Consider the following 24,126-nt stretch of genomic DNA (forward strand, 5'->3'; position numbering starts at 1 on the left):
TCGCCGCGTTCCTCACGCGGTAGCGTTCCCTGAGGCGCTTGCCTCGGGCGGCAGGGGACAGCGGAAGGGCGCACACGATGACAGTCAGTCCCGGTATCTATCAGCACTTCAAGGGCGCCCGGTATGAGGTCTTCGCGGTCGCGCGGCACAGCGAGACCGAGGAGGAGCTGGTCTTCTACCGCAAGCTGTACGACGACTACAGCCACTGGGCCCGGCCGCTGGCGATGTTCGAGGAGCACGTCGATCGGGACGGCTACAGCGGGCCGCGGTTCGTGCGCATCGCCTGAGCCGGCTCGACACGGGGCGACCGGGGTGCGGATCTGGTCCCCGAGTGTTGACGCGCCTCTCCGGCAGGAGTAGGCACGGGATCAGCCCCACGACCACTCACCGAGGTGACCCCATGTCGACCGATCGCGCCGCAACCTTCCTCGCCCTGCATCAGGGCAGCGGGTTCGTCCTCCCGAACGCGTGGGACCCCGGATCCGCGCGGATCCTCGCCCAGCTCGGGTTCCCGGCTGTGGCCACCACGAGCGCGGGTGTCGCCTGGTCGCTCGGGGTTCCCGACGGCGGAGCGCTCGACCTCGAGACCATGCTCGAGAAGGTCGCCCCCATCGTCGCCGCCGTCGACGTGCCGGTCACCGTCGACCTCGAGTCGGGCTACGGAGACGACCCCGAGGACGTCGCGCGCACGGTGCTGCGCGCGACCGAGGTCGGGGCGGTCGGCGGCAACCTCGAGGACACCGCGGCCGGAGTGCTGTTCGGCGTCGACGAGGCGACCGAGCGGATCGCCGCCGCCCGCGACGCCGCCCCGCGCGGGACGTTCGTGCTGAACGCCCGCACCGACGCGTACTTCTTCGGGGGAGCGGCGGATCCGTTCGCCGAGACCGTCGCCCGCGCGCACCGCTACGTCGAGGCGGGGGCGGACTGCGTCTTCGTGCCGGGCGTGAACGACGAGGAGACGATCCGGCGGCTCGCCGCGGAGATCCCGGTGCCGCTCAACATCGTCGCCGGTCTCGCCGCGAACCTCATCCCCGCGCCGACGCTGTTCTCGCTCGGGGTGAAGCGGGTGAGCCTGGGCGGCAGCCTTGCGCGCGTCGCGCTCACCGCGCTCGAGCGCGCCGGCCGCGAGCTGATCGAGACCGGCACGCTCGGCTTCCTCGACGGGGCGCTGCCCTACGCCGAGGTGCAGGGCCGCTTCGCGGTGTGAGCGCCGCGGCAGCTGTGAGCGCCGCCGCAGCCGTGAGCGCCGGCCCGCGGAACNCTCGGCCGGCGGGCTCTCAGCGCCCGATGCTCGACATGTCCGCGTAGCGCTCCCCGGCCGCGGCCGGAAGGGTATCGAGCGTCGCGAGCTGCTCCGGCGTGAGCACCAGGGCATCCGCAGCGGCGTTCTCCTCGAGTCGCGAGACCCGCTTGGTGCCGGGGATCGGCGCGACGTCCTCGCCCTGCGCGAGCACCCAGGCGAGGGCGATCTGCGCGGGCGTCGCCTCGATGTCGCGGGCGACGGCTTCGACGGCGTCCACGATCCGCAGGTTCGCGTCGAGGTTCTCGCCCTCGAAGCGGGGGTTGCTGCGGCGGAAGTCGCCGGCGTCCAGCGCCTCGGCCGAGCGGATCGCGCCGGTGAGGAAGCCGCGTCCGAGCGGCGAGTACGGCACGAGGCCGATCCCGAGCTCTCGCAGCACGGGCAGCAGCTGCTCGGCGGGCTCCCGCGTCCACAGCGAGTACTCGGTCTCCAGCGCCGTCATCGGGTGCACGGCGTGGGCACGGCGGATCGTCTCCTCGCCCGCCTCGGACAGACCGTAGTGCAGGATCTTCCCCTCCGCGACGAGCTCGGAGAGGGCACCGACCGTCTCCTCGATCGGCGTGGCGGGATCGACCCGGTGCTGGTAGTAGAGATCGATGCGGTCGGTGCCGAGGCGCTGCAGCGAGCCCTCGACCGACCGGCGCACGTTCTCGGGCGTGCCGTCGAGCCGGCGTCCGCCGTCAGCGCCGGCCCGGATCCCGAACTTCGTCGCGATCACGACCTCGTCGCGGCGTCCGGCGATCGCGCGCCCGACGAGCTCCTCATTCGTGTGCGGGCCGTACAGCTCGGCGGTGTCGAGCATCGTGACGCCGAGATCGAGCGCGCGGTGGATCGTGCGGATCGACTCCGCCTCATCCGTGTCGGCGCCCGAGTAGAACGCGGACATGCCCATGCAGCCGAGGCCGAGGCGGCCGACGGAGAGGGTGCCGAGCTGTGCCTGCTTCATGAGGAGAGCCTTTCGGAGTAGAGGGTGATCTTGCGATCGATGGCGCCGAGCGCGTCGTCGTGTCCTGCATGCGCCCCACGCCACGACTTCGAGTGCGCTCGAAGTCAAGCCGTGTCGATCAGCGCGCGGCGAGCACCGACAGCACGTTGCCTGCGGGGTCGGTGAACCATGCGATGTCGGGGCCGCGGTCCGGTCCGCCGTGCGCGATGCCCTTCGCGTCGGTGCCGAAGTCGGGATCCGTGTAGATCTTCGTCACGACGCCGCGGGCGTTCAGCTCGTCGACCGCTGCCTCGACGTCGTCGACGGGGAAGTTCAGGATCGTGAAGCTCGCCGGCGTGTGGTTCGGCTTGGCGTAGACGAGGATGGACCCGCCCTGCGGCAGGCGGAGGTCGAGGAAGCCCATCGGATTCGTGGAGACCTCCATGCCGAGAGTCTCGCCGTAGAAGGTGCGGGCCGCGTCGATGTCGTCGACGCTGAAGCCGCTGAACGCGTGCGTGGTCTGGAAAGCCGTCATGGGTCCAGCATGCGCCCGGTGGAGGCGCTGGTCCAGAGGCGGGCGCGTTGTGGCGCAGGACGGAAGAGGGACGGAAGAGCCGGGCCGGTGAGCGAGCACCGTCCCGGCTCCGTCCCTCCGTCCGAAGGGCGGGCGCTACCGCAGCGTCAGAGTGACGTACTGCGAGGCGTCGCCCGGCGCCTGCTGCTCGAGCCGCATGCGCTCGTTCACGTACTGCAGGGCCAGACCGCTGTTGCGGTTGACCAGGCGGTACGTGGCGGAGCCGTCCAGCGAGGTGCCGCTCGTGGCGACACGCTGCAGGTACCACTGGTCGCTGCCGCCCGGGGTGCCGAGGCTCGTCGCGGTCAACGGCTGCGCGTCGGCCTGCTGCGCCCCCACCGCGACGACGGCGTCGACCGCGCGCTGCTCCGCGGGAGTGCTGCCGGAGACCTGCAGCGTCTTGCCGGTGGACGGGTCGACGAGGCGGTAGAAGCCGCTGTTGTCGCCGTCCGCCGACCGCGGATCCTTCACCGGGACCAGCTTCCAGCCGGAGGCGGCGGTCGCCGCGCCGTTCCCGCCGTCCAGGCCGGGGCCGCGGTTCGCGGTGACGGCCTTGCCGCCGACACGGAGGACGTACGACGAGTCCTGGCTCACGGGATCGCCGGTGACGTCCTGCGGCAGGTACTCGGAGCTGACCGCCGCAGTGCCGGAGCCGGCCGTCTGCTCGACGTCGACCACTGTGCCGCTCAGATCGGAGATGGTCAGGAACGAGCGACCCGTGACGTTCTGGTTCGTCAGGCTGCCGTTGTCGAGCGATGTCAGGTAGCCGCCGTTCGATCCCGCGGGCATGACCCCGACGACCTTCCACGAGTTCGGATCCCCGAGGTCGGCCGTCTCGTAGACGTTGCCGTCGTAGCCGACGATCCGGTACTTGCCCGAGAACGCGTTGTACGAGATGGCCGATTCGTTGTTGGCCGCCGGCAGGTACAGGTGGTTCGAGACCGGATCCTTGTAGTAGGCGCTGTTGGTGATGAGGTCGACGGTCTGCGAGGCGCCGGAGGCCGGGTCGGTCTGCGTGACGTAGATGCCGCCCGTGACGACCTTGACGCCGTTCTCGTACCTGTCGTCGACGGCCCTGAGCGTCATGTCCTGGCCGGTCACCGCGTCGTGATAGCCGACCGTGCGATCCGGCGCGGACTGCCCCGTCGCGTTGTTCACGATCGTGTGCGCGAGGGTGTTCGCCGTGTAGGTGTTGCCGGCGTCGTCGGCGAACACGATGAGGTGATCGGCCTGCACCCTGGCCGCCTCATACGAGGCGGAGGCGTTCGCGCCGGATCCCTGCCAGGCGATCCGATCCGTCGCCGGGTCGTAGGACACGTTCAGCCCGCCGACCGGGTTGACGTTCCCGTCGATGCCGCCGATGCCCGGCTCGGACCACGACCCGTTGCGCCACTTCTGCCACGTGCCGCTGGCCATGCCGCCGCTGATCGGCGCGCGCGCCATCTCGGTCCAGCTGGCGAGCGTCGCCGATGCGGGCTTCTTGTAGATCTTCACGTTGTACGTGATGTAGAAGTAGCCCGTCGAGTAATCGATGAACAGCCGGCAGCCGGAGTTGCCGAACGGGTAGGACTGGCCGGGGGAGGCCGTGGCGTCGATCACCTGGTCGTCGTCCCACGCCGAGGTGAGAGCCGGCCCCGCGTACTGCCAGGAGGCGCCGGCGTCCTGGGACGTGGCGAGCAGGATCCGGTTGTTGTGATGTCCCGTCGAGACCTTCTCTGCGATCGTCGCGTTCGCGCCCTTGGTCTGCCACGGGTCGAACTGGTACTCGTCGTTGAGGAGCGCGTGCCATGTGCCCTGCGCATCCACCCAGACGCCGATCACGTCGCAGTGATCGTCCTGCTGCGGCGACGGGATCGGGAAGGTCGGATCCTTGTCGAGCTGATGGCAGATCGTGTTCGGATCCGCGTAGTAGGCCGGTGCCTGGTTCAGCTGGGTCGTCGAGCCGATTCCCGCCGTCACCGCGCCCAGATCGGTGTTCGTGAACGTCCTCGCCCAGTGGTGCGCAGGGTTCGAGTCGTACGGGGTGTCCCCGTTGGACCAGTGGAACTGGCCGTCCTTGCTCACGAACGCCGATCCGGCGATGTCGCTCAGCAGGGACCCGCTGATCTTGCCGGTGGCCGCCGCGGTGTACTGCGGCGGCGTGGGGGTGGTGTCGGCGCCGGCGGCGGCCGGGACGGCGAGGGCCGCGACGGCCCCCATCGCCAGGGCCGGCGCCAGACGCCGCCATCGGGCGTTGCGGAGCGCGGAGCGGTGTTGTTTCATGGTGATGCCCTTTCCTTTTCCTCTTCGAAGCGGAGGGTTTTGGGTGTGTCCTTCCCGTTCCTCACGTCGCAAGCGCGGAACGGGAAGGCGCCCGCTCGTGCGTTGCTACACGAGCGCGACGTCGGGATTGGGCTCGCGCAGCGCCGGATCCTCTCCGGCGGGTCCGGTCTCGAGCGCGAACACGACCGGCATGCCCGTCGAGGCGGGAACCGGGAACTGGACCGTGCGCGCGTCGAGCACGGTGAGCGGGACGGCCGCGCCGTCGGAGAGCTCGCGCACCGAGCGCAGCGCGAGCCCGGCGGGGACCTCGATCGTGAGGATCCCGGACACCGGGATCCGGGTCACGATCGCGTGGACGAGCCCCGTGTCGGCGCGGGCGGTGTAGAAGCCCCAGCCCGGGTAGGTCCACTGCTCGGCGACGCCCGAGTCGTGGATCGCGGCGCCGTTGACGTCCATCCAGGCCCCGGTCTCCTCGGCGAGTACGACCTCGGCGGGTGCCAGGGATCCGTCGCCGCGCGGACCGAAGTTCAGCAGCAGATTGCCGCCGAGGCTCACCGTCTGGGCGAGCTGCTCGACGATCTGCGCCGGCGTCTTGCGTCCGCGGTCCGCCCACGCCGAGTCGTGGAAGCCCCAGGTGGCCTGCGTGATCGTCGCGCACGCCTCCCAGTCGTGCGCGGTCACCGAGCGGTCCCAGGGAGCGGGCAGGCGACGCTCGTAGCCGCTCTCGTAGTCGCCCATCAGCGCGCCGTTGGAGTCGAAGTGCCGGGCGCCGAGGTCGTCGGCACGGAGCCGGCTGTTCACGATCGCGCCGGGGATCCGCTCCTTCAGGATCCGCTCGATCTCGGCCGTCCAGCCTCCGTTCGCCTTGACGGACTCGTCCCAGGTGCCGTCGAACCAGAAGCCGCGGACGTCCGGATACCGCTCGGCCAGCTCGGTCAGCTGCGCGGTCGCGAACGCCAGGTAGCGGTCGAACGCGGCACGATCCTCGTCCGTGTCGAGCGCGTACCGCCAGTCCGGATGATGCCAGTCCAGCACCGAGTAGTACAGGTGCACGGCCAGGCCCTCGGCGCGGTAGGCGGCGACGATCTCGCCGAGGACGTCGCGCTTCGAGGGCGTCGCCGCGACCGTGAAGTCGCTGTAAGCGCTCGGCCAGAGGCAGAACCCATCGTGGTGCTTGGTGGTCACGGTCACGTAGCGCGCGCCCAGACGCCTGGCCGTGCGCGCCCAGGCGGCCGGGTCGAAGCCGTCGAGCGTGAAGTCCCCGGCGAGGGCGGCCCAGTCCTCCCGGCTCACGTGCGCGGAGTGCATCAGGAACTCGGCGGCGAACTCGATCGTGCGCCCCTGCCAGGTGCCGGCCGGGATCGCGTAGAGGCCCCAGTGCACGAACTGACCGAACCGGTCGGCGCGGAAGGCCCGCATCGCCGCATCCTGACGGCGCTCCTGTGCGCCCGCGCCGTGCCGCAGCGCGATCATGCCGCTTCTCCGCGGGGGCCGGTGAGGCCCGGATGGCCGTCCCAGGGCACGAAGGTCGCCAGGTCGAACTCGGCGGACCCGCCCGCGGCCCAGTCGAGCCGCACGAACGTGCCGTCCACGCGCACGGCGACCTCGTCGCGCCACGACTGCGGGTCCGGCTCGCCGCCCCGCTCCAGCAGGTGCAGGGTGACGACGACCGTGCGGCCGACGCCCGTGCGGCCGCACAGGGCCGGGGTGGCGGAGTGCGACCCCATCGCGTTCGCGTCCCGGTAGTCGTGGACGCGGGCCCCTGCGGCGGGCTCAGGGGCCGGAAGGGCCCAGCCGTGCAGGCCGACCACGGCCGAGAGGAGTCCGTCGCGCCCGCGCGTCCAGGCGCCGCCGTCGAAGGTCCCGCTTTCCAGCGGTGCGTCGTCGGCGACCGCATAGCCGCCCTCGCGCATGGCCCACTCCCGGTCCGTCTCGACCAGGTGCGCCCGCACCTCGTACACGTCGTGCGCGGCGGTCACGGTCGTCACCGCGCACCCGGGCAGGGCGCGGCGGGCGAACTGCGGCACGTGCACCGAGCCGGAGAGCGCGCCCTCGACGCGGCTGGCGCGCAGGGTGCTGCGCCGGCTGCCGTTGCCCTCGGCGTCGAGGAGCGCGAAGTGGGAGTCGATCGCGTCGACCCAGGCCGGTCCGGTGCCCGGCGCGGTGTGCGTGGTGTACCCGAACTTCGCGTAGTGCGGGTCGTCGCGGTCGACGTCGTCGCCCACCGGCAGGGTGGCGTGGTCGGAGCCGTGGTTCGCCATCCGGACGATGCCGTCGGACGCCGCGCGCAGCACCCACCCCGCTGGCTCGATCGGCCGGGTGAAGCCCCCGCGGTCCGCGGGGTGCGCCTCCTCGACGTCCGCCCACACCGGAGCGGTCGCGGGCCGGGCGAGCCCGAGGAACCCGATCCCCGCGAGGTAGGGCGATCCGAAGCCGCTGTAGTCCTGGCACATCGGCTCGAACGGGCCGTACCAGCCCAGCGAGAGCGTACCGTCGACGCCGACGCCCTGACTTGTGAAGCGCGAGAGCACGCCGGAGGCGATCCGGCGGGTCTGCCCGGGCGTGAGCGCACTCGCCCCCGACGCGTCGGCGCACCAGAGCGCGGCGAGCAGGGCCGTGCGGTACGTGAGTGAGCGGCCCTGGTGCAGCACGGATCCGTCGGCGGCGAAGAAGTGCGCGAGGGACGCGGAGAAGTCGTGCAGGCGCTCGAGGTGGCGTTGCCCTTCCGGGCTGTGCACCGTGTCCGTCATCCGGTACCAGGCCCACAGGTAGGGGTGGATGGCCCACGCGTTGTAGTAGTCGATCGCGTGCTCGGGGCCGTCGGTGTACCAGCCGTCCCCGAGATACCAGGACTCCACCCGCGCCACGTTGCGCGCCGCCTGCAGACCGCGCACGTCCTCGCCGACCGAGCGCAGGAATCCCTCCGCCATCGCCGGGAAGAGCTGCCAGTTGTTCTGCCACACCTCGCAGCGGGCATGGTGACGCAGCCAGTCGGCGAGCTGCCGCTGCTCGGGCCGGGTCAGCCCGTCCCAGAGGCGCTCCCGGCTCACGTGCAGGCCGAAGGCGATGTTGGCGGCCTCGACGATCGAGTTCGTGATCCCGGTGAGCGGGAGCCGGCAGGTGACACCGAGCGGCCACGCCTCAGGACCGCCCGGCTCCGTGCCGGCGAGCAGGGCGCGGGAGTACCGCTCCAGATGGCTCTGCACGGCCGGATCCGAGGGGTCGTCCGCGCCGGCGATGCGGGGCGCGGCGAGCAGGAACGACCGGCCCACCGTCTCCATGCCCTCGCGCCGCACCCCGTCGGCGGTGACCCGGCCGGGCAGGCGGGGCAGGGCGCCGCCGGGGCTGTCGTGGGCGGCGATCCGGCCGAGCCAGTCGTCCGCCACGGTCTCCCAGTGCGACCGGCCCCACCCCGTGAACGGGGAGAGCACGGCATCCGTCGCCGTCGTCGACGCGATGTCGTCTCTCGCCGTGCGCACTCCCACGCCGTCCTCTCCCGCGCTCACGGATCCGTGCCGGGTCAGGCCGACGGAGACGGGCTCGAGGTCGGTCCGTTCAGCGCCGCCTGGAACTCGGAGCGGATCTTGTCGCCGCCCGCGCTCTTCCAGTTCGCGATCGCGCTCTTCACGTCGTTCAGCGATCCGCGTCCCGCGATGAAGTTGGTCACGGCGTCACTGACCGGCTTGGCGATGGTCAGGCCCTGCTGGGCGTTGGTGGGGCTGAACAGGCCCTGGGTGGGATCGGCGACGCCGAGCGGAATCAGCTTCGCGTAGGCCTCGTGCAGGGTCTTGATCGCGTCGGGGAACTGCGGCGAGTAGAGCGTGTTGGGGCCCGCCGTCAGGTACCGCCACGGCACGGCGGTGTCCAGCGCGGCCTGCGGGGTCGGCACGGGGTTGCCCTTGGCGTCCTTCGCGTAGTCGGCGCCCTCGACGCCGTAGTTCATGAGCAGGTACTCCTCGCTGCCGAACGGGGATGCGAGGAAGTTCGCGAGCTGCAGCACGAGCTTGATGTGATCCGTGCTGCCCTTCTTCACCATCGTCCAGGCGAAGTCGATGTTGTCCAGCCACACCATCGCCTTGCCTCCGTGCGCGCTGAACGGCACGAACGGCACGACCTTGTTGGCGGGGTTGGCGGCGGGCACGGTCTGCTGGTATCCGCCCGGCTTGCCGAAGGCGGGCAGCCCGTCGTAGATCTGCGCGACCTGACCCGAGATGAACGCGTTCTGCATCTGCGACTTGGTCCAGCCCTCGCTGCCCGGTGCGAAGCAGCCGGCGGCGTACAGCTTCTGCACGAAGCTGATCGCCTCGAGGTACTCCGGCGTCTCGATGTCCTTGACGAGCTTGCCGTTCTTCAGCGCCCAGTTGTACGGCACGTGGAAGATGTGCTCGAACGGGACCAGCCCGAACTTCGTGCTGCCGAGCGCCCAGCGGTTCGCGCCGGTGAGCTGCTTGGCGAGCGAGAGGTAGTCGTCCGCGCTCTTGATCGTGCCGGTGTCGGTCACGCCGGCGGCCGCGAAGAAGGTCTGGTTGATGAACCCCGATCCGCCGGTCATGCTGCGCGGGATCGGGATCCCGTAGAGCTTGCCGTTCTGCACGGTCGGCTTCCAGAACGCCTGCGGGATGTTGGCCAGGTTCGGGTAGGCCTTGACCTTGTCGCCGGCGAGGAAGGGCGTGAGGTCCTGGCAGGACGACTCCAGGAACCCGATGATGTCGGGGATGGCGGCGCCGTCGTTGAGCATGAGGTCGGGCATGTCGCTGCCCGCGATCACGGTGTTCAGCTTGGTGTCGTAGTCGTCGCTCGACACGGCGGTGAGGTCGACGGTGCCGCCGAGGCGCTTCTGGATCTCCTGCCAGGCGGGGTTGTTGTCGGCCGGAGTGGGCGGCGGGCCGAAGATGTTGGTGATCGCGGTGATCTTCTGCCCTTTCAGGAAGGGCGCGGAGACCGCGCGGAACGGCTTCGCCGGGTAGTTGTAGAACGCGGCCGGGACGCCGGCGGCGTTGCCGGGCAGGTCGGGGGTCGCACCGCTGAGCGGGATGTACTTCGGCAGCACGCCGGCGGAGGCCGCCGACGCCTTCAGGGTGCTCTGGGTGCCGCAGCCGGCGAGCGAGCCGGTGGTGACGACGGCGAGGGCACTGAGTGCGGCGAAGGAGAGGAAGGTCCGCCGGTTCGTCTCGAGAGCCACGAGGGGCTCCTTTCTGTCGGGTGTTGCTGTGCTGAGGGGGTTGTCGTGTTGCGGGAGGGTGAGGTTCGGGTGTCAGCCCTTGACGGCGCCGGTCAGGACGCCCTTGGTGAAGTACTTCTGCAGGAACGGGTAGACGAGCAGGATCGGCACCAGGCTGATCACGACGACGGCCATCTGGATCGCCTGCGAGGGCGCCGAGATCTCGCCCACCGAGGCGGTGTCGAGCGGGGATCCGAGCAGCACGTACTGGCGCAGGATCATCGACAGCGGCCACTGATCGCTCCGCAGGTAGAGCATCGCGTTGAAGAACGCGTTCCAGTAGGCGACGGCGTAGAACAGGCCGACCACGGCGAGCACGCCCTTGGAGAGCGGGAGCACGATCCTCACGAGGATCCGGAAGTCGCCGGCGCCGTCGATCCTGGCCGCCTCGAACAGCTCCTGCGGCAGCCCCATGAAGAACGAGCGCACCACCACGAGGTTGAACGCCGAGATCAGGGTGGGCAGCACCAGGGCCGCGTAGCTGCCGAGCAGGCCGAGCTGCTTGACCATGAGGAAGCTCGGGATGATGCCGGGGCTGAACAGCATCGTGAACAGCGCCGTCAGCAGGATGAACCGCCCGAAGGCGAGATCGCGCCGGGAGAGGCCGTACGCCATCCCCACGGTCGCGGCGAGCGAGCACAGCGTGCCGATCACCGTGATGAGGATGCTGCGGACGAGGGCGGCCGTGACCACGCCCCCCGCGAAGATCGTCTCGTAGGCGGCGAAGGTCGGATGCAGCGGGATCAGCACGAGACCGTTCGCGTTCGCGATGTCGGTGCTGTCGGACAGGCTCGTGGAGAGCACGGTGAGGAACGGGTAGATCGTCACGATGCAGATCAGGGTGATCACGACCGCCTTGCCGGCCCTGCTCAGACGGCTCGGCTTCTCCATCCAGGCGGGGCGCGCCGACTCGGCCCTGCGCGCGGCGCGCCGGTCTTTCGGCATGAGGACCGCCCTGGTCGTCAGCTGCGCGTCACTTGCCACTGGAGTACACCCCTTCCTGGCCGAACAGATGAGCGACCTTGTTGGCGCCGAGCACGAGCGCGAGCCCCACGACGCCCTTCACCAGGCCGACGGCGGCGGCCGGGCCCCATTGCCCGTTCTGGATGCCGTTGTAGTAGACCCAGGTGTCGAGCACCTCGCCGGCGCCGGCGCCGACGTTGTCGCGCTGCAGCACGATCTGCTCGAACCCGACGGACAGGATGCTGCCGAGGTTCAGGATCAGCAGCAGGATGATGACCGGCATGATCCCGGGGATGGTGATGCTGCGCATCCGCTGCCAGGGCCCGGCGCCGTCCACGGCCGCCGCCTCGTACAGCTCCTGGTCGATGTTCATGAGGGCCGCGAGGAAGATGATCGTGCCCCATCCGGCGTCCTTCCAGGCCGATTGCATCGACACCAGGAACGGGAAGAACCACGGCGTGGTCATGGCGTTGAACGGATGCATGCCGAACAGCTCCATGAGGTGCGGGACTACGCCGGTCGCCCCGAGCACCTGGTTGAAGATCGAGACGATGATCACCCAGCCGAGGAAGTGCGGCAGATAGACGACGCTCTGCACGAACTTGCGGATCCGTCCCGACATGATGCTGTTCAGCAGCAGCGCGAGCACGATCGGGATCGGGAAGAACAGCACCAGCTGCAATCCGGTGATCACCACGGTGTTGCGCAGGGCCTGCCAGAACGTGGGGTCGGCGAAGATCTTCGTGAAGTTGTCGAGGCCGGCCCAGCTGCTCTCGATGAAGCCGAGGTAGGGCTGGTAGTTCTCGAACGCGACGATGTTGCCCGGCAGGGGCAGATAGTGGAACACCACGAAGTAGAGGAAGCCGGGGGCGATCAGCAGCAGCATCATCCGGTCGCGCTTGATGCGCGCCCAGAGCGTCCGCTTCTTGCGGACCGGGATGCCGTCGACCACCGTGGTGCGTCTGCCCGCCTTCGGCGCGGGGCGTTCCGGCTTCGCGCCGGGGGCACCGTCGATCGGGGCTGTCGTGCTCTGCACGAGGGCCTCGCTGTAGCTGCTCATCTTCGACCTCGACATGCGACGCAACGGAGGAAGCGTCATCGGTTCTCCGCAAGCTTTAGTAAGCGCTTGCTGTTTTGCGACCGTACAGGAGGGTAGGCACCGTGTCAACGTTCGCGGCGGAATCTCTGAGAATCTCGACTTTTGCGGTGTCTCCGATGGGGATTTCGCGACCGAGGTGGACGCGCCGCATAGTATGCGCTTACTATCGAGCGTGAAAGAAAGGATCGATGTGGATCAGGATCCCGTTCCCTCCCGGCCGCGCGCCGTGATCGTCATGGCCGAGGAGACCTTCCGCACGGTGTTCACCGCAGATGCTCTCCTCCGGCTGCGCGACGTGGTCGACCTGGCGGGGCCGCTCCCGATCACCGACTTCGCCGCGCCGTCCGCCCGCGCCGCGCTGAGCGACGCCTCGGTCATGCTGACCGGATGGGGTGCGCCCCGCATCGACGCCGCGGTTCTCGATCTCGCACCCCGGCTCGAGCTCGTCGCGCACACCGCGGGCACGGTCAAGACGTTCCTCGACGCGGAGGCGTTCCGGCGCGGAGTCAGGGTCAGCACCGCCGCCTCCGCGAACGCGACGCCCGTCGCGGAGTTCACCTTCGCCGCCATCGTGTTCGGTCTCAAGCGCGCGAGCCGGTTCGCCGATCAGCTGCGCACCACGCGGCGGCGCCGCTCCGTCGCAGGCGTGCCCCCGATCGGCACGAACGGCGTCACGGTCGGCATCCTCGGCGCCTCCCGGGTGGGGCGCGAGGTGATCCGGCTCGTGCGGCTGCTGCAGGCGCGGATCCTCGTGTGCGATCCCTATCTCACGCCGGAGGACGCCACGCTGCTCGGCGTCGAGATGGTGCCGCTGGACGAGCTGTGCCGTCGCAGCGACGTGCTCACCCTGCACGCGCCGAGCACGCCCGAGACGCATCGCATCATCGCGGCCCGCGAGCTCGCGCTGCTGCGCGACGGGGCGGTGATCGTCAACACCGCGCGCGGGGCGCTGATCGACACCGCCGCGCTCGCCGCGGAGGCGGCGACGGGCCGGCTGGACGCCTATCTCGACGTCACGGATCCCGAGCCGCTGCCCGCGGACTCGCCGCTGTACGCACTGCCGAACGTCGTCCTGACGCCGCACATCGCGGGGGCCCTCGGCAACGAGATCCATCGGCTGGGCGACTCGGCCGTGCGCGAGGTCGCGCACTACGTTGGTCGAGGGGCCCTCGTGCACGAGCTGCGCGCCGAGGAGCTGGCGTACACCGCCTGACGCGGCAGAGCGCGGACCTGTAGGGCGCCTCGCGAGAACGCGGCGATCAGGATCGAGGAGAGGAGGACAGGATGACGACCCAGAGCGGGATCACGACGCCGGGCGGCGACGCCTCGGTGCGGGGCCTGCACGCCGTCACGATGTCCGACGTGGCCGAACGGGCCGGTGTCTCCTCCGCGACCGTGTCGCGCGTGCTCAACGGCAACTACCCGGTGGCGCAGGCGACCCGCGACGCCGTCAAGCGCGCGATCGACGACCTCGGCTACACCGCGAATGCGCACGCCCGCGCCCTCGCGAGCGCGGCCACCCACAGCGTCGGCATCATCGTGAACGACCTCGTCGATCCGTTCTTCTCGTACATCGTGCGCGGTGTCGAGCAGGAGGCGGCCTCGACAGGGCGGCTGTGCATCGTCGCCGCATCCCAGGGGGACGTTGATCGCGAGATCGAGCTCATCGACCGCATGATCAGCCAGCGCGCCGACGCGGTGATCGTCGTGGGCGGCGGCTACGACGACCAGAGCGCGCGGCGCCGCATGGCGGAGCGTGCGCGGGTGCTGGCGGGGATCGGATCCACGCTGGTGCTCTGCGGGCGCCCCTCGGTGGGCGACAAGGTGCCCACCAAGGTCGTGGGCTACGACAACGAGGGCGGAGCGTTCGCGGTCACGGAGCACCTCATCTCGCAGGGGCACCGGCGGATCCTGTACCTCGGCGGCCCGATCGGGCTGTCGACCAGCGTCGCGCGCCTCGCCGGATACCACCGGGCCATGCAGTCGCACGGTTTCGAGGTGCCGGCGGCGCTGGTGCGGCAGGGGGCGTTCGGCCGGCGCTTCGGCCACACGGCCATGACCGAGGTGCTCGACTCCCGCCTCGACGTCACCGCCGTCTTCGCCGCGAACGACCTGGTCGCCGCCGGCGCGCTGGACGCGATGACCGCGCAGGGTGTGCGGGTTCCGGAGGACATGTCCCTCGTCGGCTATGACGACATCCCGCAGTCCAGCGAGCTCACCCCGAAGCTGACCACCGTGCACGTGCCGCTCGAGGACATGGGGCGCGAGAGCGTGCGCCTCGCCCTGAGCCGCACGGACGACGCGTTCGGTCGCCATGCCGACGGCGAGATCATCGTCGGCACCCGGCTCGTCGTGCGCGACTCGGTCGCCGCACCCGCCGCGACCCCGTGGGCGTCGCGGCGCTGAGAACTCGGCGGGATCCCGGCCGGGGAGCGGTTCGCGGGCGTCGCCCCGCTCGCGGCTCAGCCGTTGAGCGCGGACAGCGACGCGAAGCGCTCGCGCGCTTCGGCGTAGGCCGCATGCCGATCGGCATCGGGGGCGAACTCGGCCTCGATCTCGGCGGCGAGCCCGGTGAGCTGCGTGACCGAGCCGATCAGCCCCGCCGCGAGGCCCGCCAGCCCGGCGGCGCCCTGTGCGGCGCCGTGCCCGCTCGCGGGACGGAGCACGGGGATCCCGAGGACATCCGCCTTGATCTGCAGCCAGGCGTCCGAGGACGCCCCTCCGCCCGTGCTGATCAGCCGATCGATCTCGAATCCTGCCGCGCGCATCGCGGCGACGTCCCGGGCGAGCGCGAGGGCGTTTCCCTCCATCGCGGCGAGCATCAGGTCGATGCCGTCGACGGTCAGGTCGATCCCTGCGACGATGCCGCGCGCGGACGGGTTCCAGGTCGGGGTGCGCTCGCCGGCGAGGCTCGGCACCATCGTCACGCGGCCCGGGCGCGGGCGCGCCAGGATCTCGGCGGCCTGCCGCAGGTCGCGGGAGCGGTCGAGCGAGTTGACCCAGTCGATCGTCGCGCCCGCCGTGACCTGCGCCGTGATCAGCAGGTCCACTCCGGACAGGCAGTGCCGGGAGTGGATGAAGCCCGGGATCGCGGTGCCGCGCGGCACGGCGAGCATCGTGACGCTCGAGAACCCGGTCATGTCGACGAGCGGGTCGCCGGGTGCGAGGGCGCCCGCCTCGAGCGCGGAGCCGATCGCGTCGATCCCGCCGGCCGCCACGGGTACGCCGGCAGGGATCCCGGTCACGGCGGACGCCTCGGCGGTCACCGTCCCGACGATCGCCTCGGCGGGCACGATCGGGGGGAGGAGCGCGAGCGCCGGCACGGCGGCGCGCACGGACGCGGCGAAGTCGCCGGTCGTCTCGTCGAAGCCCTGCATGAGCGAGGCCGTGGTCTCGTCGAGCACCGACGCGCCGGTCAGCCGGCGGACGATGTAGCCGTTGGTGGAGAGCACGGCGCGGGCGGCGGCCAGCTCGTCCGGACGGTGCCGCTGCAGCCAGGCGAACTTGGCCGTGCCGAAGAACGGATCCGCGCCGTTGCGCGACGCGGGGTGGAGTGCGGCGACCTCGGCGGCCTCGTCGACGGCGCGACGGTCCAGCCAGGTGAGCGCGGCGCCGACCGGCTCGCCTGCCGCATCCACCGGGACGAACGTGGGCGCCTGCGAGGTGACCGCGACGGCCCGCACGTCCAGGCCCCGGGTGACCGCGGCGGTGGCCTCGACGACCACGCGCCACCAGTCCCGCGCATCCTGCTCGGCGCCGGATCCGCTCGTGCGGGTCGGATACGGCACCGACCGGTCCGCGAGACGGCGCCCGTCCAGGTCGGTCGCGACGACCTTCGCCGAGCTCGTGCCCACGTCGATCCCGAGAAGCGCCTCGGCGCCCCCTCGATCGTGCTGCGGGCGGACGGATCGGCTCACGCGAGTGCCGCCGGCGATCCCTCGACGAGAGGGTGCAGTGCCGGCTCTCCGGCCAGGTAGCGGCGCAGTTCCTCGGCAACACCGCGTGAGGCACGGAGCGCGGTCTCGCGGCTCGCGCCGGCGATGTGCGGCGTCACGACGACATCGGCGCCGTCGCGGGCCAGCGCGAACAGCGGGTGGTCGAAGTCGACGGGCTCCTCCGGGTAGACGTCGAACGCCGCACCGCCGAGGTGGCCCTCGGCGATCGCCGCCGCCACCGCGTCGTAGTCGACGAGACCGCCGCGGGCCGCGTTCACGAGCAGGGATCCGCGGGGCATGAGCGCGATCCTAGCCCCGTCCACCAGATGGTGCGTCTCGGACGTCAGCCGCGCGTGCACCGAGACGAGGTCGCTGCGGCGGAACACGTCATCGACCTCGGGGACGAGCTCGGCCACACCGTCCAGCGCACCGGCGGGGAGGTAGGGGTCGAACACGAGCACGTGCGCGCCCATCGCCGCGAACACGCGCGCGACGTGCGCGCCGACCGCGCCCGCGCCGAGGAGCCCGATGACGGATCCGGCGACCTCGCGGCCGACCGCGTCCGAACGGTAGAGGTCGCCGCGCCACTGGCCGGCGAGCATGCTGCCGTGTGCGAGCGGGATCCTGCGCAGCATCGCGAGTGCGAGCCCGATCGTCATCTCGGCGGTCGCGACGCCGTTGCGTCCCGGCACGTTCGCGACGCGGATGCCGCGCGCCCGGGCGGCCTCGAGGTCGACGTTGGTGGGGCCGCCGCGGGAGACGGCGATCAGTCTCAGCTCGGGGCGTGCGTCCATGACCCGGGCGGTGAGCGGGGCGAGCTGGGTGACGATCGCCTCGGCGCCCTCGAGCGCGGCGATGAGCTCGTCCTCTGTGCCGGAGGCTTCGTCGACGTCGCCGACCCGGCCGAACGGGACGTCGGGCCAGCCGAACTCGATCTCACGGATGTCGACGTCTTCGGAGACCGCGTCGCGGACGCAGTCGCTCAGCATCGAGGAGCGGATGAAGCGGTCGCCGGCGGCGAGCACACGGACCATGGGGTTCCCTTCGTGGAGGAGAGACGTCCGGCCGCCGAGGTCGGCGGCCGGACGGGCGACTGCCTACTTGCCGCCGAAGACCTCGTCGTAGTACGCCTTCGCGTTCGACGCGTCGATGACCTTGATCGGCATGTACTGGTCCTTCTCGACCTTCTTGCCGTCGAGCAGGTCCCTGGTGATGTCGATCAGGGTGCGGCCGTGCGCCTTGCCGCCGCCGAGGCTGATCGTCGACTTCTCCGGGTCGCCGTTCATGATGTTCTGGATCTCCTGCTGGGTGGCATCGATCCCGAACAGGCCGAACTTCTTGAAGTCGGTGACGCCCGCGGACTTGACGCCCTCATTGCCGCCGACGGCTCCGCCGCCGCCGATGGTGGCGATCATCTTGATGTTCGGGTGCGCCTGCAGGAAGTTCTCCGCGTTCGAGACGCCGTCCTCACTGGTCAGGGCGGGAGCCGTCGCGACGAGCTTGGCGTTCGGCGCGAACTTCGCGACCGCCTCCTTGATGCCGTTGGCACGGTCGATGATCTCCGGGAAGCGGGGCAGGTCCATCAGCGCCCACTCGACGGGTGCGGTGGATCCGTAGTTCTTGGTGAGCCACTTCGCGGCGGCCTCGCCGTTCGCGTAGCCGGTCTTCTTGGCGTCGACCAGGTACTGCGAGTCGTAGTTCGTCAGCACCTGGGTGTAGCCGATCACCTTGATGCCGGCCTTCTGCGCCTTCGCGGTGACGTCCTTGAGGGCGTTCGCGTCGACCGCGCAGATGATGATGGCCTTCACGCCCTGCTGGATGAAGTTCTCGATCTGGGTGACCTGGGTGGCGGCGTCGTTGTGCGCGTCCACGTAGTTGACGTCGAGGCCCTTGGTCTTGCCGTAGGTCTGCGCCTCCTGCACGAGCTCGGACCAGACGGGGTTGCTCAGGTCGGAGAAGGTCACGCCGACCGTCTTCTCACCGCCCTTGGCGGTGCCGCCGCCGGCGGTGGTGTCGGGCACGGTGGTGCAGCCGGAAAGCATCAGCGCGATGACGGCAGCGGCCGCAGCGGCGAGGCCGAATCTCTTCTTCACGGGGTGTTCCTTTCGGGTGGTGATTGCGGGGGAGTGGTGCGGGGTGGGGATCAGGCGGCGACGCCGGTCGGGGACTTCAGGGCGACCCCGCCGATCTGCTTGGCGCGGCCCCGGGATCCCTTCGACATCGCGTCGTAGATCACGGCGGCGAGCAGGATGCAGCCCTTGATGACGAGCTGCACGTAGGCGCTGACGTTCATGAGGACGAGGCCGTTGTCGAGCACGCCGACGATCAGCACGCCGATGAAGGCGCCGAACAGGCTGCCGCGGCCGCCCATGACGCTGATGCCGCCGAGCACGCAGGCGGTCAGCACGCTGAACTCGAAGCCGGCGCCGGTGGCGGACTGCGCCGAGTTCAGCCGGGACAGCAGCAGGATCGCGCCGATCGCCGTGAAGAAGCCGCAGAGCGCGTAGACGAGGATCAGAGTCCTCCGGGTGTTGACGCCGGAGAGCCGGGCGGCCTCGGCATTGTTGCCGATCGCGTAGAAGTAGCGGCCGATGTAGGTCTTGTTCAGGATGAACAGGCCGATCGCCCAGATCGCGATGAGGAAGAGCAGCGAGACCGGGATGACGCCGAACACGGCGCCCTGCCCGAGCAGCGAGAACTCCTTGGGGAAGCCGAAGATCGGCAGGCCCTTCGAGATGAGGTAGCTGAGTCCGTTCAGCACCATCATCATCGACAGCGTCACGATCAGCGGAGCGACGCCGGTGTAGGTGATGATCAGGCCGTTCACGACGCCGATCAGGGTGCCCAGCGCGAGCGCGATGAGGCAGGCGAGGTACCAGGGGACACCGAAAGTGGCCATGAGCATGCCGGTCACGACGACGTTCAGCGAGATCTGATAGCCGACGGACAGGTCGATGCCGCCCGTGATGAGGACGAACGAGAAGCCGACGGCGCAGATGCCGAGGGTGGCGATCTGGCGCGCGATGTTGAAGATGTTGCCCGGTTCGAGGAACTGCGGGGTGAGCACGCTGAAGACGACGACCAGGACGATGAAGACGAGGAGGATCCCCAGGTTCCTGACCCGGGTCATGACGGTGGCTTTCATTCGAGCTCTCCTTGAGCGGCCAGGGCCATCACGGCCTCCTGGGTGATTTCGTTCTTGTTCAGGACGCCCTGCTGCAGCCCTTCGCGCAGGACCACGATCCGGTCGGCCATCCCGATCAGCTCCTCCATGTCGGAGGAGATCATCAGGATCGTCTTGCCCTCCGCGGCGAGGCGGTTCATGATCTGGTAGATCTCGGCGCGGGCGCCGACGTCGATGCCCCGGGTCGGCTCGTCGAAGATGAGCACCTCGGGCTGCGTCGCGAGCCACTTCGCCAGCACGACCTTCTGCTGATTCCCGCCGCTGAGGTTGCCCACGATCTCGGCCGCGGAGGGCGCCTTGATCCGCAGATCCCCCATGTATTCGGCCGCGAGGTCGCGCTCCTTGCGCCGGTTCAGCACCGTCGACGAGGACAGCCCGCGCACGAGCGGGAGGGTGATGTTCTGCTGGATCGAGAACGCCAGCACCAGTCCGTGCCGTTTGCGGTCCTCGGGGACGAGCGCGATGCGGTTGCCGATCGCCTGGATCGGCGTGCGCGAGACCACCGAGCGGCCGTGCAGGGTGACCTCGCCGGCCTCGATCCGCTTCGCGCCGAAGAGGACCTCCATGAGCTCGGTGCGGCCCGCGCCGATGAGGCCCGCGAAGCCGAGGATCTCCCCGCGGTGCGCCTCGAACGAGATGTCGGTCACGCCGTTGCCGGTCAGTCCGGAGACTCGCAGCGAGACCTCGCCCGGGGCGACGTCGCGCGCCGGGTAGCCCGCGGTGAGCTCGCGGCCCACCATGAGCCGGATCAGCTCGCTGCGCGAGGTGTCCGCCGTGTTCTGGGTGGCGATGTGCTGGCCGTCGCGCAGCGTCGTGACCCGGTCGGAGAGGCGGAAGATCTCGTCCATCCGGTGCGAGATGTAGACGATCGTCATGCCCTCGGCCTTGAGCGCGTCGACGACGCGGAACATGGCCTCGACCTCGGTCGCGGTGAGCGGGGCGGATGGCTCGTCCATGATCAGCAGTCGCGCGTCGCGGGAGAGCGCCTTCGCGATCTCGACGATCTGCTGGAAGCCGGTGGTCAGATCCCCGACCATCGCCTTCGGATCGATGTCGACGCCGAGCCGGCGGAACAGGCGCTTCGCCTCGGCGTACATGCGCTTGCGGTCGAGGACCGGGCCGCGGCGGATGTAGTGCCCGAGGAAGACGTTCTCGGCGGCGTTCAGGGTCGGGACGAGGGTGAACTCCTGGTAGATGACGGCGATGCCGAGATCCTGCGCGGTCGCCGGGGTGAGCCGGGGGTGCGCGTCGCCCTCGACGACGATGCTGCCGGAGGTCGGCTCGACGGCGCCCGCGAGCACCTTGATCAGCGTGGACTTGCCGGCGCCGTTCTCGCCGACGATCGCGTGCACCTCGCCGGCGCGGAGGTCGAGGGAGACGCCCTGGAGCGCGGCGACGCCGGGGTACTGCTTGGTGATCGCGTCCAGCTGGACGGAGAGCCCGGAGATCGGGGGCTCCTGGTCCGGTGCGCCGGGGGAGGAAGCCGATCCGTGCGGTTGCGGCACTGTAGAGCTCATCGGCGATCTCCTTCCGTGCGCGGCTGCTCTGCTCGTCGACGTGACATCCGAGGGCACTCCTTCGTTCTCGGTCGTGAGGACAGTGTGTTAGATCATGTTCGATCTTGTCAAGTACGTGTGTGAAATCTGGGCGTGATGATCGCATCCCATGGCGTGACGAGCGCCTCCCGTGGCGCGTGGGCATGCCGAGGAGGCGCGTTCGCTGTCGCGACGCGCGAGCGCGCGGAAGGTCAGAGGACGGTGTGCACGACCCGCGCGTACGCGGTCAGCTCCTGCTGGCGCGGCGGCAGATCGGTGGCGAGCACACCCACCCGATCCAGCGGCACGGACGCGGCCGTCGCGACCCCGTCGAGCTTCTCGGAGTGCGCGCCGATCAGCACCTGGGCGGCCGAGCGGGCGAAGGCGCGCTTCACCTCGGCCTCCTCGAGCGTGTCCTCATAGAGCGTCCGCTCGTCGATCGCGGCTGCCGAGGCGAAGAAGGCGGTGAAGCGGATCCCGTCCAAGAAGGCCGTCACGACCGGGCCGATGAGGGAATCGGATCTCCGGTCGGCTGCTCCGCCGGTGAGGATGGCCGTCACGCCGGGTCGGTCCTGCAGTGCCTGGAAGGTGGTGAGCCCGTTGGTCACCACGGTGAGGTCGTCGCAGGGCGGCAGCGCCAGCGCCAGACGGTGGATGGTCGTCGACGAGTCCATTGCGATGACGCCGCTCATCGGCACGTGCGGGAGCAGCTTCTGGGCGATCGCGGTCTTCTCCTCCGCGTGCGACCGCTCGCGGCCCTGGAAGCTGACCGGTCCGCTGTACACGGCCCCGCCGCGCACCCGTCGCGCGATGCCGCGCTCCTCCATGCCGCTGAGGTCGCGGCGCACGGTCATCTCGCTCACGCCGAGCGCCACGGCGGCGTCGGCCAGCGAGACGGCCTTGGACTCCTTCAGCTGCTCGAGCAGCCAGGCCCAGCGCTCTTCGGCGGCGAGGGACTTCACGAGGCTCATGCTAACGGGGTCGGGACTTCCCAGTGATGTCCGATCGTGTTATCTTTCACACGAACTAACATCTCGCGCTGGAGTGCTCCGCGCGTCCGGCCCTCAGGGAGCATCAATGACGAACCCCACCGCTGCATCGCTTATCGCTCGTTCGAATCGTCTGGGTGCGGATCCGAGGAACACGAATTATGCGGGCGGGAACACCTCCGCGAAGGGGGTGGAGAGGGATCCGGTGACCGGTGAGCCCGTGGAGTTGTTGTGGGTGAAGGGTTCCGGGGGTGATCTGGGGACGCTGACGGAGCAGGGTTTGGCGGTGTTGCGGCTGGACCGGCTGCGGGCCCTCGTCGACGTCTACCCGGGGGTGGAGCGTGAGGACGAGATGGTCGCCGCGTTCGATTACTGCCTGCATGGCAAGGGGGGTGCGGCACCGTCGATCGACACGGCTATGCACGGGCTCGTGGATGCCGCGCACGTCGACCACCTGCATCCGGACAGTGGGATCGCGATCGCGACCGCTGCGGACGGGGAGGCGCTGACGGCGCGGATCTTCGGGGGGCGGGTGGCGTGGGTGCCGTGGCGGCGTCCGGGGTTCCAGCTGGGTCTGGACATCGCGGCGATCAAGGCGGCGAGCCCGGACGCGGTCGGGTGCATCCTGGGCGGGCACGGGATCACCGCCTGGGGGGACACGTCGGAGGAGGCGGAGGCGCACTCCCGGTGGATCATCGAGACCGCGGCGGCGTTTATCGCCGAGCACGGGAAGGCTCAGCCGTTCGGCGGGGCCCGGGCTGGGTTCGAAGCGCTGCCTGACGGCGAGCGGCGGGCCCGGGCGGCGGCGTTGGCGCCCACCATCCGGGGCCTCGCGTCGACCGATCACCCCATGGTGGGGCATTACACGGACACGGACGTGGTGCTGGGCTTCCTGGCGTCGGAGAACGCCCCCCGCCTGGCCGGGCTGGGCACGAGCTGCCCGGATCATTTCCTGCGCACCAAGGTGAAGCCGCTGATCCTGGACCTGCCCGCGACGGCCACGGTGGAGGAGCAGATCGCGCGCCTCACCGAGCTGCACCAGGAGTACCGGACCGAGTACCAGGCGTACTACGACGCGCACGCCGTCCCTTCGACAGGCTCAGGGACCGGGAGCCCGGCGATCCGCGGCGCGGACCCCCTCATCGTCCTCATCCCCGGCGTCGGCATGTTCTCCTACGGTGCCAACAAGCAGACCGCCCGCGTCGCGGGCGAGTTCTACGTCAACGCGATCAACGTCATGGCCGGCGCGGAAGCCCTCTCCACCTACACCCCCATCTCGGACGCGGAGAAGTTCCGCATCGAGTACTGGGCGCTCGAGGAAGCGAAACTGCAGCGCATGCCGAAACCGCGCTCCCACCAGGGGCGGATCGCGTTCGTCACCGGCGCCGCGAGTGGCATCGGCAAAGCCATCGCCACCCGCCTCGCCCGAGAAGGCGCCTGCGTGATCATCGCCGACCTCGACCTCACCAAAGCCCAAGCCGCCGCCGCCGAGCTCGGGGGCACGGATGTCGCGATCGGGGTCGCCGCGAACGTCGCCGACGCCGACGCCGTCCAGGCCGCGCTCGATGAAGCCGTGCTCGCGTTCGGCGGAGTCGACCTGATCGTCAACAACGCCGGCCTGTCCCTGTCCAAACCCCTCCTCGAAACCACCGAGAAGGACTGGGACCTGCAGCACGACGTGATGGCGAAAGGATCCTTCCTCGTCTCCCAGACCGCAGCGCGGATCCTCATCGAGCAGAAACTCGGCGGCGACATCATCTACATCTCCTCCAAGAACAGCGTCTTCGCCGGACCCAACAACATCGCCTACTCCGCCACCAAAGCCGACCAAGCCCACCAAGTCCGCCTCCTCGCCGTCGAACTCGGCGAACACGGCATCCGCGTCAACGGCATCAACCCCGACGGCGTCGTCCGCGGCTCCGGGATCTTCGCCTCCGGCTGGGGCGCCAACCGCGCCGCGACCTACGGCGTCAAAGAAGAAGACCTCGGCCAGTACTACGCCAACCGCACCATCCTGAAACGCGAAGTCATCCCCGAAAACGTCGCCGACGCCGTCTACGTCCTCACCGGCCCCGACCTCACCCGCACCACCGGACTCCACATCCCCGTCGACTCCGGCGTCGCCGCCGCCTTCCTGCG

19 protein-coding genes are annotated in these 24,126 nt (G+C 70.1%); 5 read left to right on the plus strand and 14 right to left on the minus strand.

The features are described 5' to 3' along the window. Nucleotides 1–77: 77 nt before the first annotated feature. Nucleotides 78–287: a DUF1653 domain-containing protein gene (locus ACTJJZ_RS13620; protein ID WP_440721724.1), complete on the plus strand. Its 210-nt coding sequence runs from the start codon at nt 78–80 to the stop codon at nt 285–287. A 113-nt stretch (nt 288–400) separates the two neighbouring features. Next, nucleotides 401–1,207, plus strand: a complete 807-nt coding sequence (locus ACTJJZ_RS13625; RefSeq protein WP_440721725.1) for an isocitrate lyase/PEP mutase family protein — start codon at nt 401–403, stop codon at nt 1,205–1,207. Between the two features lie 70 nt (nt 1,208–1,277). Here the strand turns inward: ACTJJZ_RS13625 and ACTJJZ_RS13630 are convergent, their stop codons facing one another. The 8 genes from ACTJJZ_RS13630 to ACTJJZ_RS13665 all read right to left on the minus strand — a co-directional run bounded on the left by ACTJJZ_RS13630 (nt 1,278) and on the right by ACTJJZ_RS13665 (nt 12,305). Continuing rightward, the gene (locus ACTJJZ_RS13630; protein ID WP_440721726.1) at nt 1,278–2,246 is read right to left on the minus strand and encodes an aldo/keto reductase; all 969 of its coding nucleotides are present in this window, start codon (nt 2,244–2,246) and stop codon (nt 1,278–1,280) included. Between the two features lie 118 nt (nt 2,247–2,364). Next, entirely contained in the window at nt 2,365–2,760 is a 396-nt protein-coding gene (locus ACTJJZ_RS13635) for a VOC family protein (protein WP_440721727.1), read from the minus strand. Between the two features lie 135 nt (nt 2,761–2,895). Next, nucleotides 2,896–5,061: a hypothetical protein gene (locus ACTJJZ_RS13640; RefSeq protein WP_440721728.1), complete on the minus strand. Its 2,166-nt coding sequence runs from the start codon at nt 5,059–5,061 to the stop codon at nt 2,896–2,898. 105 nt (nt 5,062–5,166) lie between these two features. Next, on the minus strand, nt 5,167–6,534 hold the full coding sequence (locus ACTJJZ_RS13645; RefSeq protein WP_440721729.1) for an alpha-L-fucosidase: 1,368 nt from the start codon (nt 6,532–6,534) through the stop codon (nt 5,167–5,169). Continuing rightward, nucleotides 6,531–8,567, minus strand: coding sequence for a DUF2264 domain-containing protein (locus ACTJJZ_RS13650; protein ID WP_440721730.1), 2,037 nt, complete (start codon nt 8,565–8,567; stop codon nt 6,531–6,533). Before ACTJJZ_RS13650 ends, ACTJJZ_RS13645 begins: the two co-directional genes overlap by 4 nt. A 14-nt stretch (nt 8,568–8,581) precedes the next feature. Further along, nucleotides 8,582–10,243, minus strand: a complete 1,662-nt coding sequence (locus tag ACTJJZ_RS13655) for an extracellular solute-binding protein (protein WP_440721731.1) — start codon at nt 10,241–10,243, stop codon at nt 8,582–8,584. 72 nt (nt 10,244–10,315) lie between these two features. Continuing rightward, on the minus strand, nt 10,316–11,266 hold the full coding sequence (locus ACTJJZ_RS13660) for a carbohydrate ABC transporter permease (RefSeq protein WP_440721732.1): 951 nt from the start codon (nt 11,264–11,266) through the stop codon (nt 10,316–10,318). Next, on the minus strand, nt 11,256–12,305 hold the full coding sequence (locus tag ACTJJZ_RS13665; RefSeq protein ID WP_440721733.1) for an ABC transporter permease: 1,050 nt from the start codon (nt 12,303–12,305) through the stop codon (nt 11,256–11,258). The genes ACTJJZ_RS13660 and ACTJJZ_RS13665 overlap by 11 nt, the downstream gene beginning before the upstream one ends. 229 nt (nt 12,306–12,534) lie before the next feature. Between ACTJJZ_RS13665 and ACTJJZ_RS13670 the strand changes: the two genes are divergently transcribed. Beyond that, a complete protein-coding gene (locus ACTJJZ_RS13670; RefSeq protein WP_440721734.1) occupies nt 12,535–13,557 on the plus strand; it encodes a hydroxyacid dehydrogenase in 1,023 nt (340 codons plus the stop codon). A 71-nt stretch (nt 13,558–13,628) separates the two neighbouring features. Further along, nucleotides 13,629–14,750 (plus strand): LacI family DNA-binding transcriptional regulator, encoded by a 1,122-nt coding sequence (locus tag ACTJJZ_RS13675; RefSeq protein ID WP_440721735.1) that lies wholly within the window; start codon nt 13,629–13,631, stop codon nt 14,748–14,750. Nucleotides 14,751–14,806: 56 nt separating this feature from the next. Here ACTJJZ_RS13675 and ACTJJZ_RS13680 read toward each other — a convergent pair whose 3' ends face one another. From ACTJJZ_RS13680 to ACTJJZ_RS13705, 6 genes are all read right to left on the minus strand, one after another. Next, nucleotides 14,807–16,261 (minus strand): xylulokinase, encoded by a 1,455-nt coding sequence (locus ACTJJZ_RS13680; protein WP_440721736.1) that lies wholly within the window; start codon nt 16,259–16,261, stop codon nt 14,807–14,809. Continuing rightward, on the minus strand, nt 16,258–17,313 hold the full coding sequence (locus ACTJJZ_RS13685) for a 2-hydroxyacid dehydrogenase (protein ID WP_440721737.1): 1,056 nt from the start codon (nt 17,311–17,313) through the stop codon (nt 16,258–16,260). Before ACTJJZ_RS13685 ends, ACTJJZ_RS13680 begins: the two co-directional genes overlap by 4 nt. A 63-nt stretch (nt 17,314–17,376) precedes the next feature. Then, complete coding sequence (locus tag ACTJJZ_RS13690) at nt 17,377–18,372, minus strand: sugar ABC transporter substrate-binding protein (protein ID WP_440721738.1); 996 nt, start codon at nt 18,370–18,372, stop codon at nt 17,377–17,379. A gap of 50 nt (nt 18,373–18,422) precedes the next feature. After that, nucleotides 18,423–19,424, minus strand: a complete 1,002-nt coding sequence (locus ACTJJZ_RS13695) for an ABC transporter permease (RefSeq protein WP_440721739.1) — start codon at nt 19,422–19,424, stop codon at nt 18,423–18,425. Next, the gene (locus ACTJJZ_RS13700) at nt 19,421–20,980 is read right to left on the minus strand and encodes a sugar ABC transporter ATP-binding protein (RefSeq protein WP_440721740.1); all 1,560 of its coding nucleotides are present in this window, start codon (nt 20,978–20,980) and stop codon (nt 19,421–19,423) included. The genes ACTJJZ_RS13695 and ACTJJZ_RS13700 overlap by 4 nt, the downstream gene beginning before the upstream one ends. Nucleotides 20,981–21,210: 230 nt before the next feature. Further along, on the minus strand, nt 21,211–21,960 hold the full coding sequence (locus tag ACTJJZ_RS13705; RefSeq protein ID WP_440721741.1) for a DeoR/GlpR family DNA-binding transcription regulator: 750 nt from the start codon (nt 21,958–21,960) through the stop codon (nt 21,211–21,213). A 115-nt stretch (nt 21,961–22,075) separates the two neighbouring features. On the opposite strand from ACTJJZ_RS13705, the gene ACTJJZ_RS13710 reads away from it, so the two are divergent. Next, nucleotides 22,076–24,126 (plus strand): bifunctional aldolase/short-chain dehydrogenase (locus tag ACTJJZ_RS13710; RefSeq protein WP_440721742.1); only part of this gene is annotated, 2,051 nt, incomplete at its 3' end.

This window comes from Microbacterium sp. 22242 (genome assembly GCF_052045495.1).
Classification (GTDB): Bacteria; Actinomycetota; Actinomycetes; order Actinomycetales; family Microbacteriaceae; genus Microbacterium.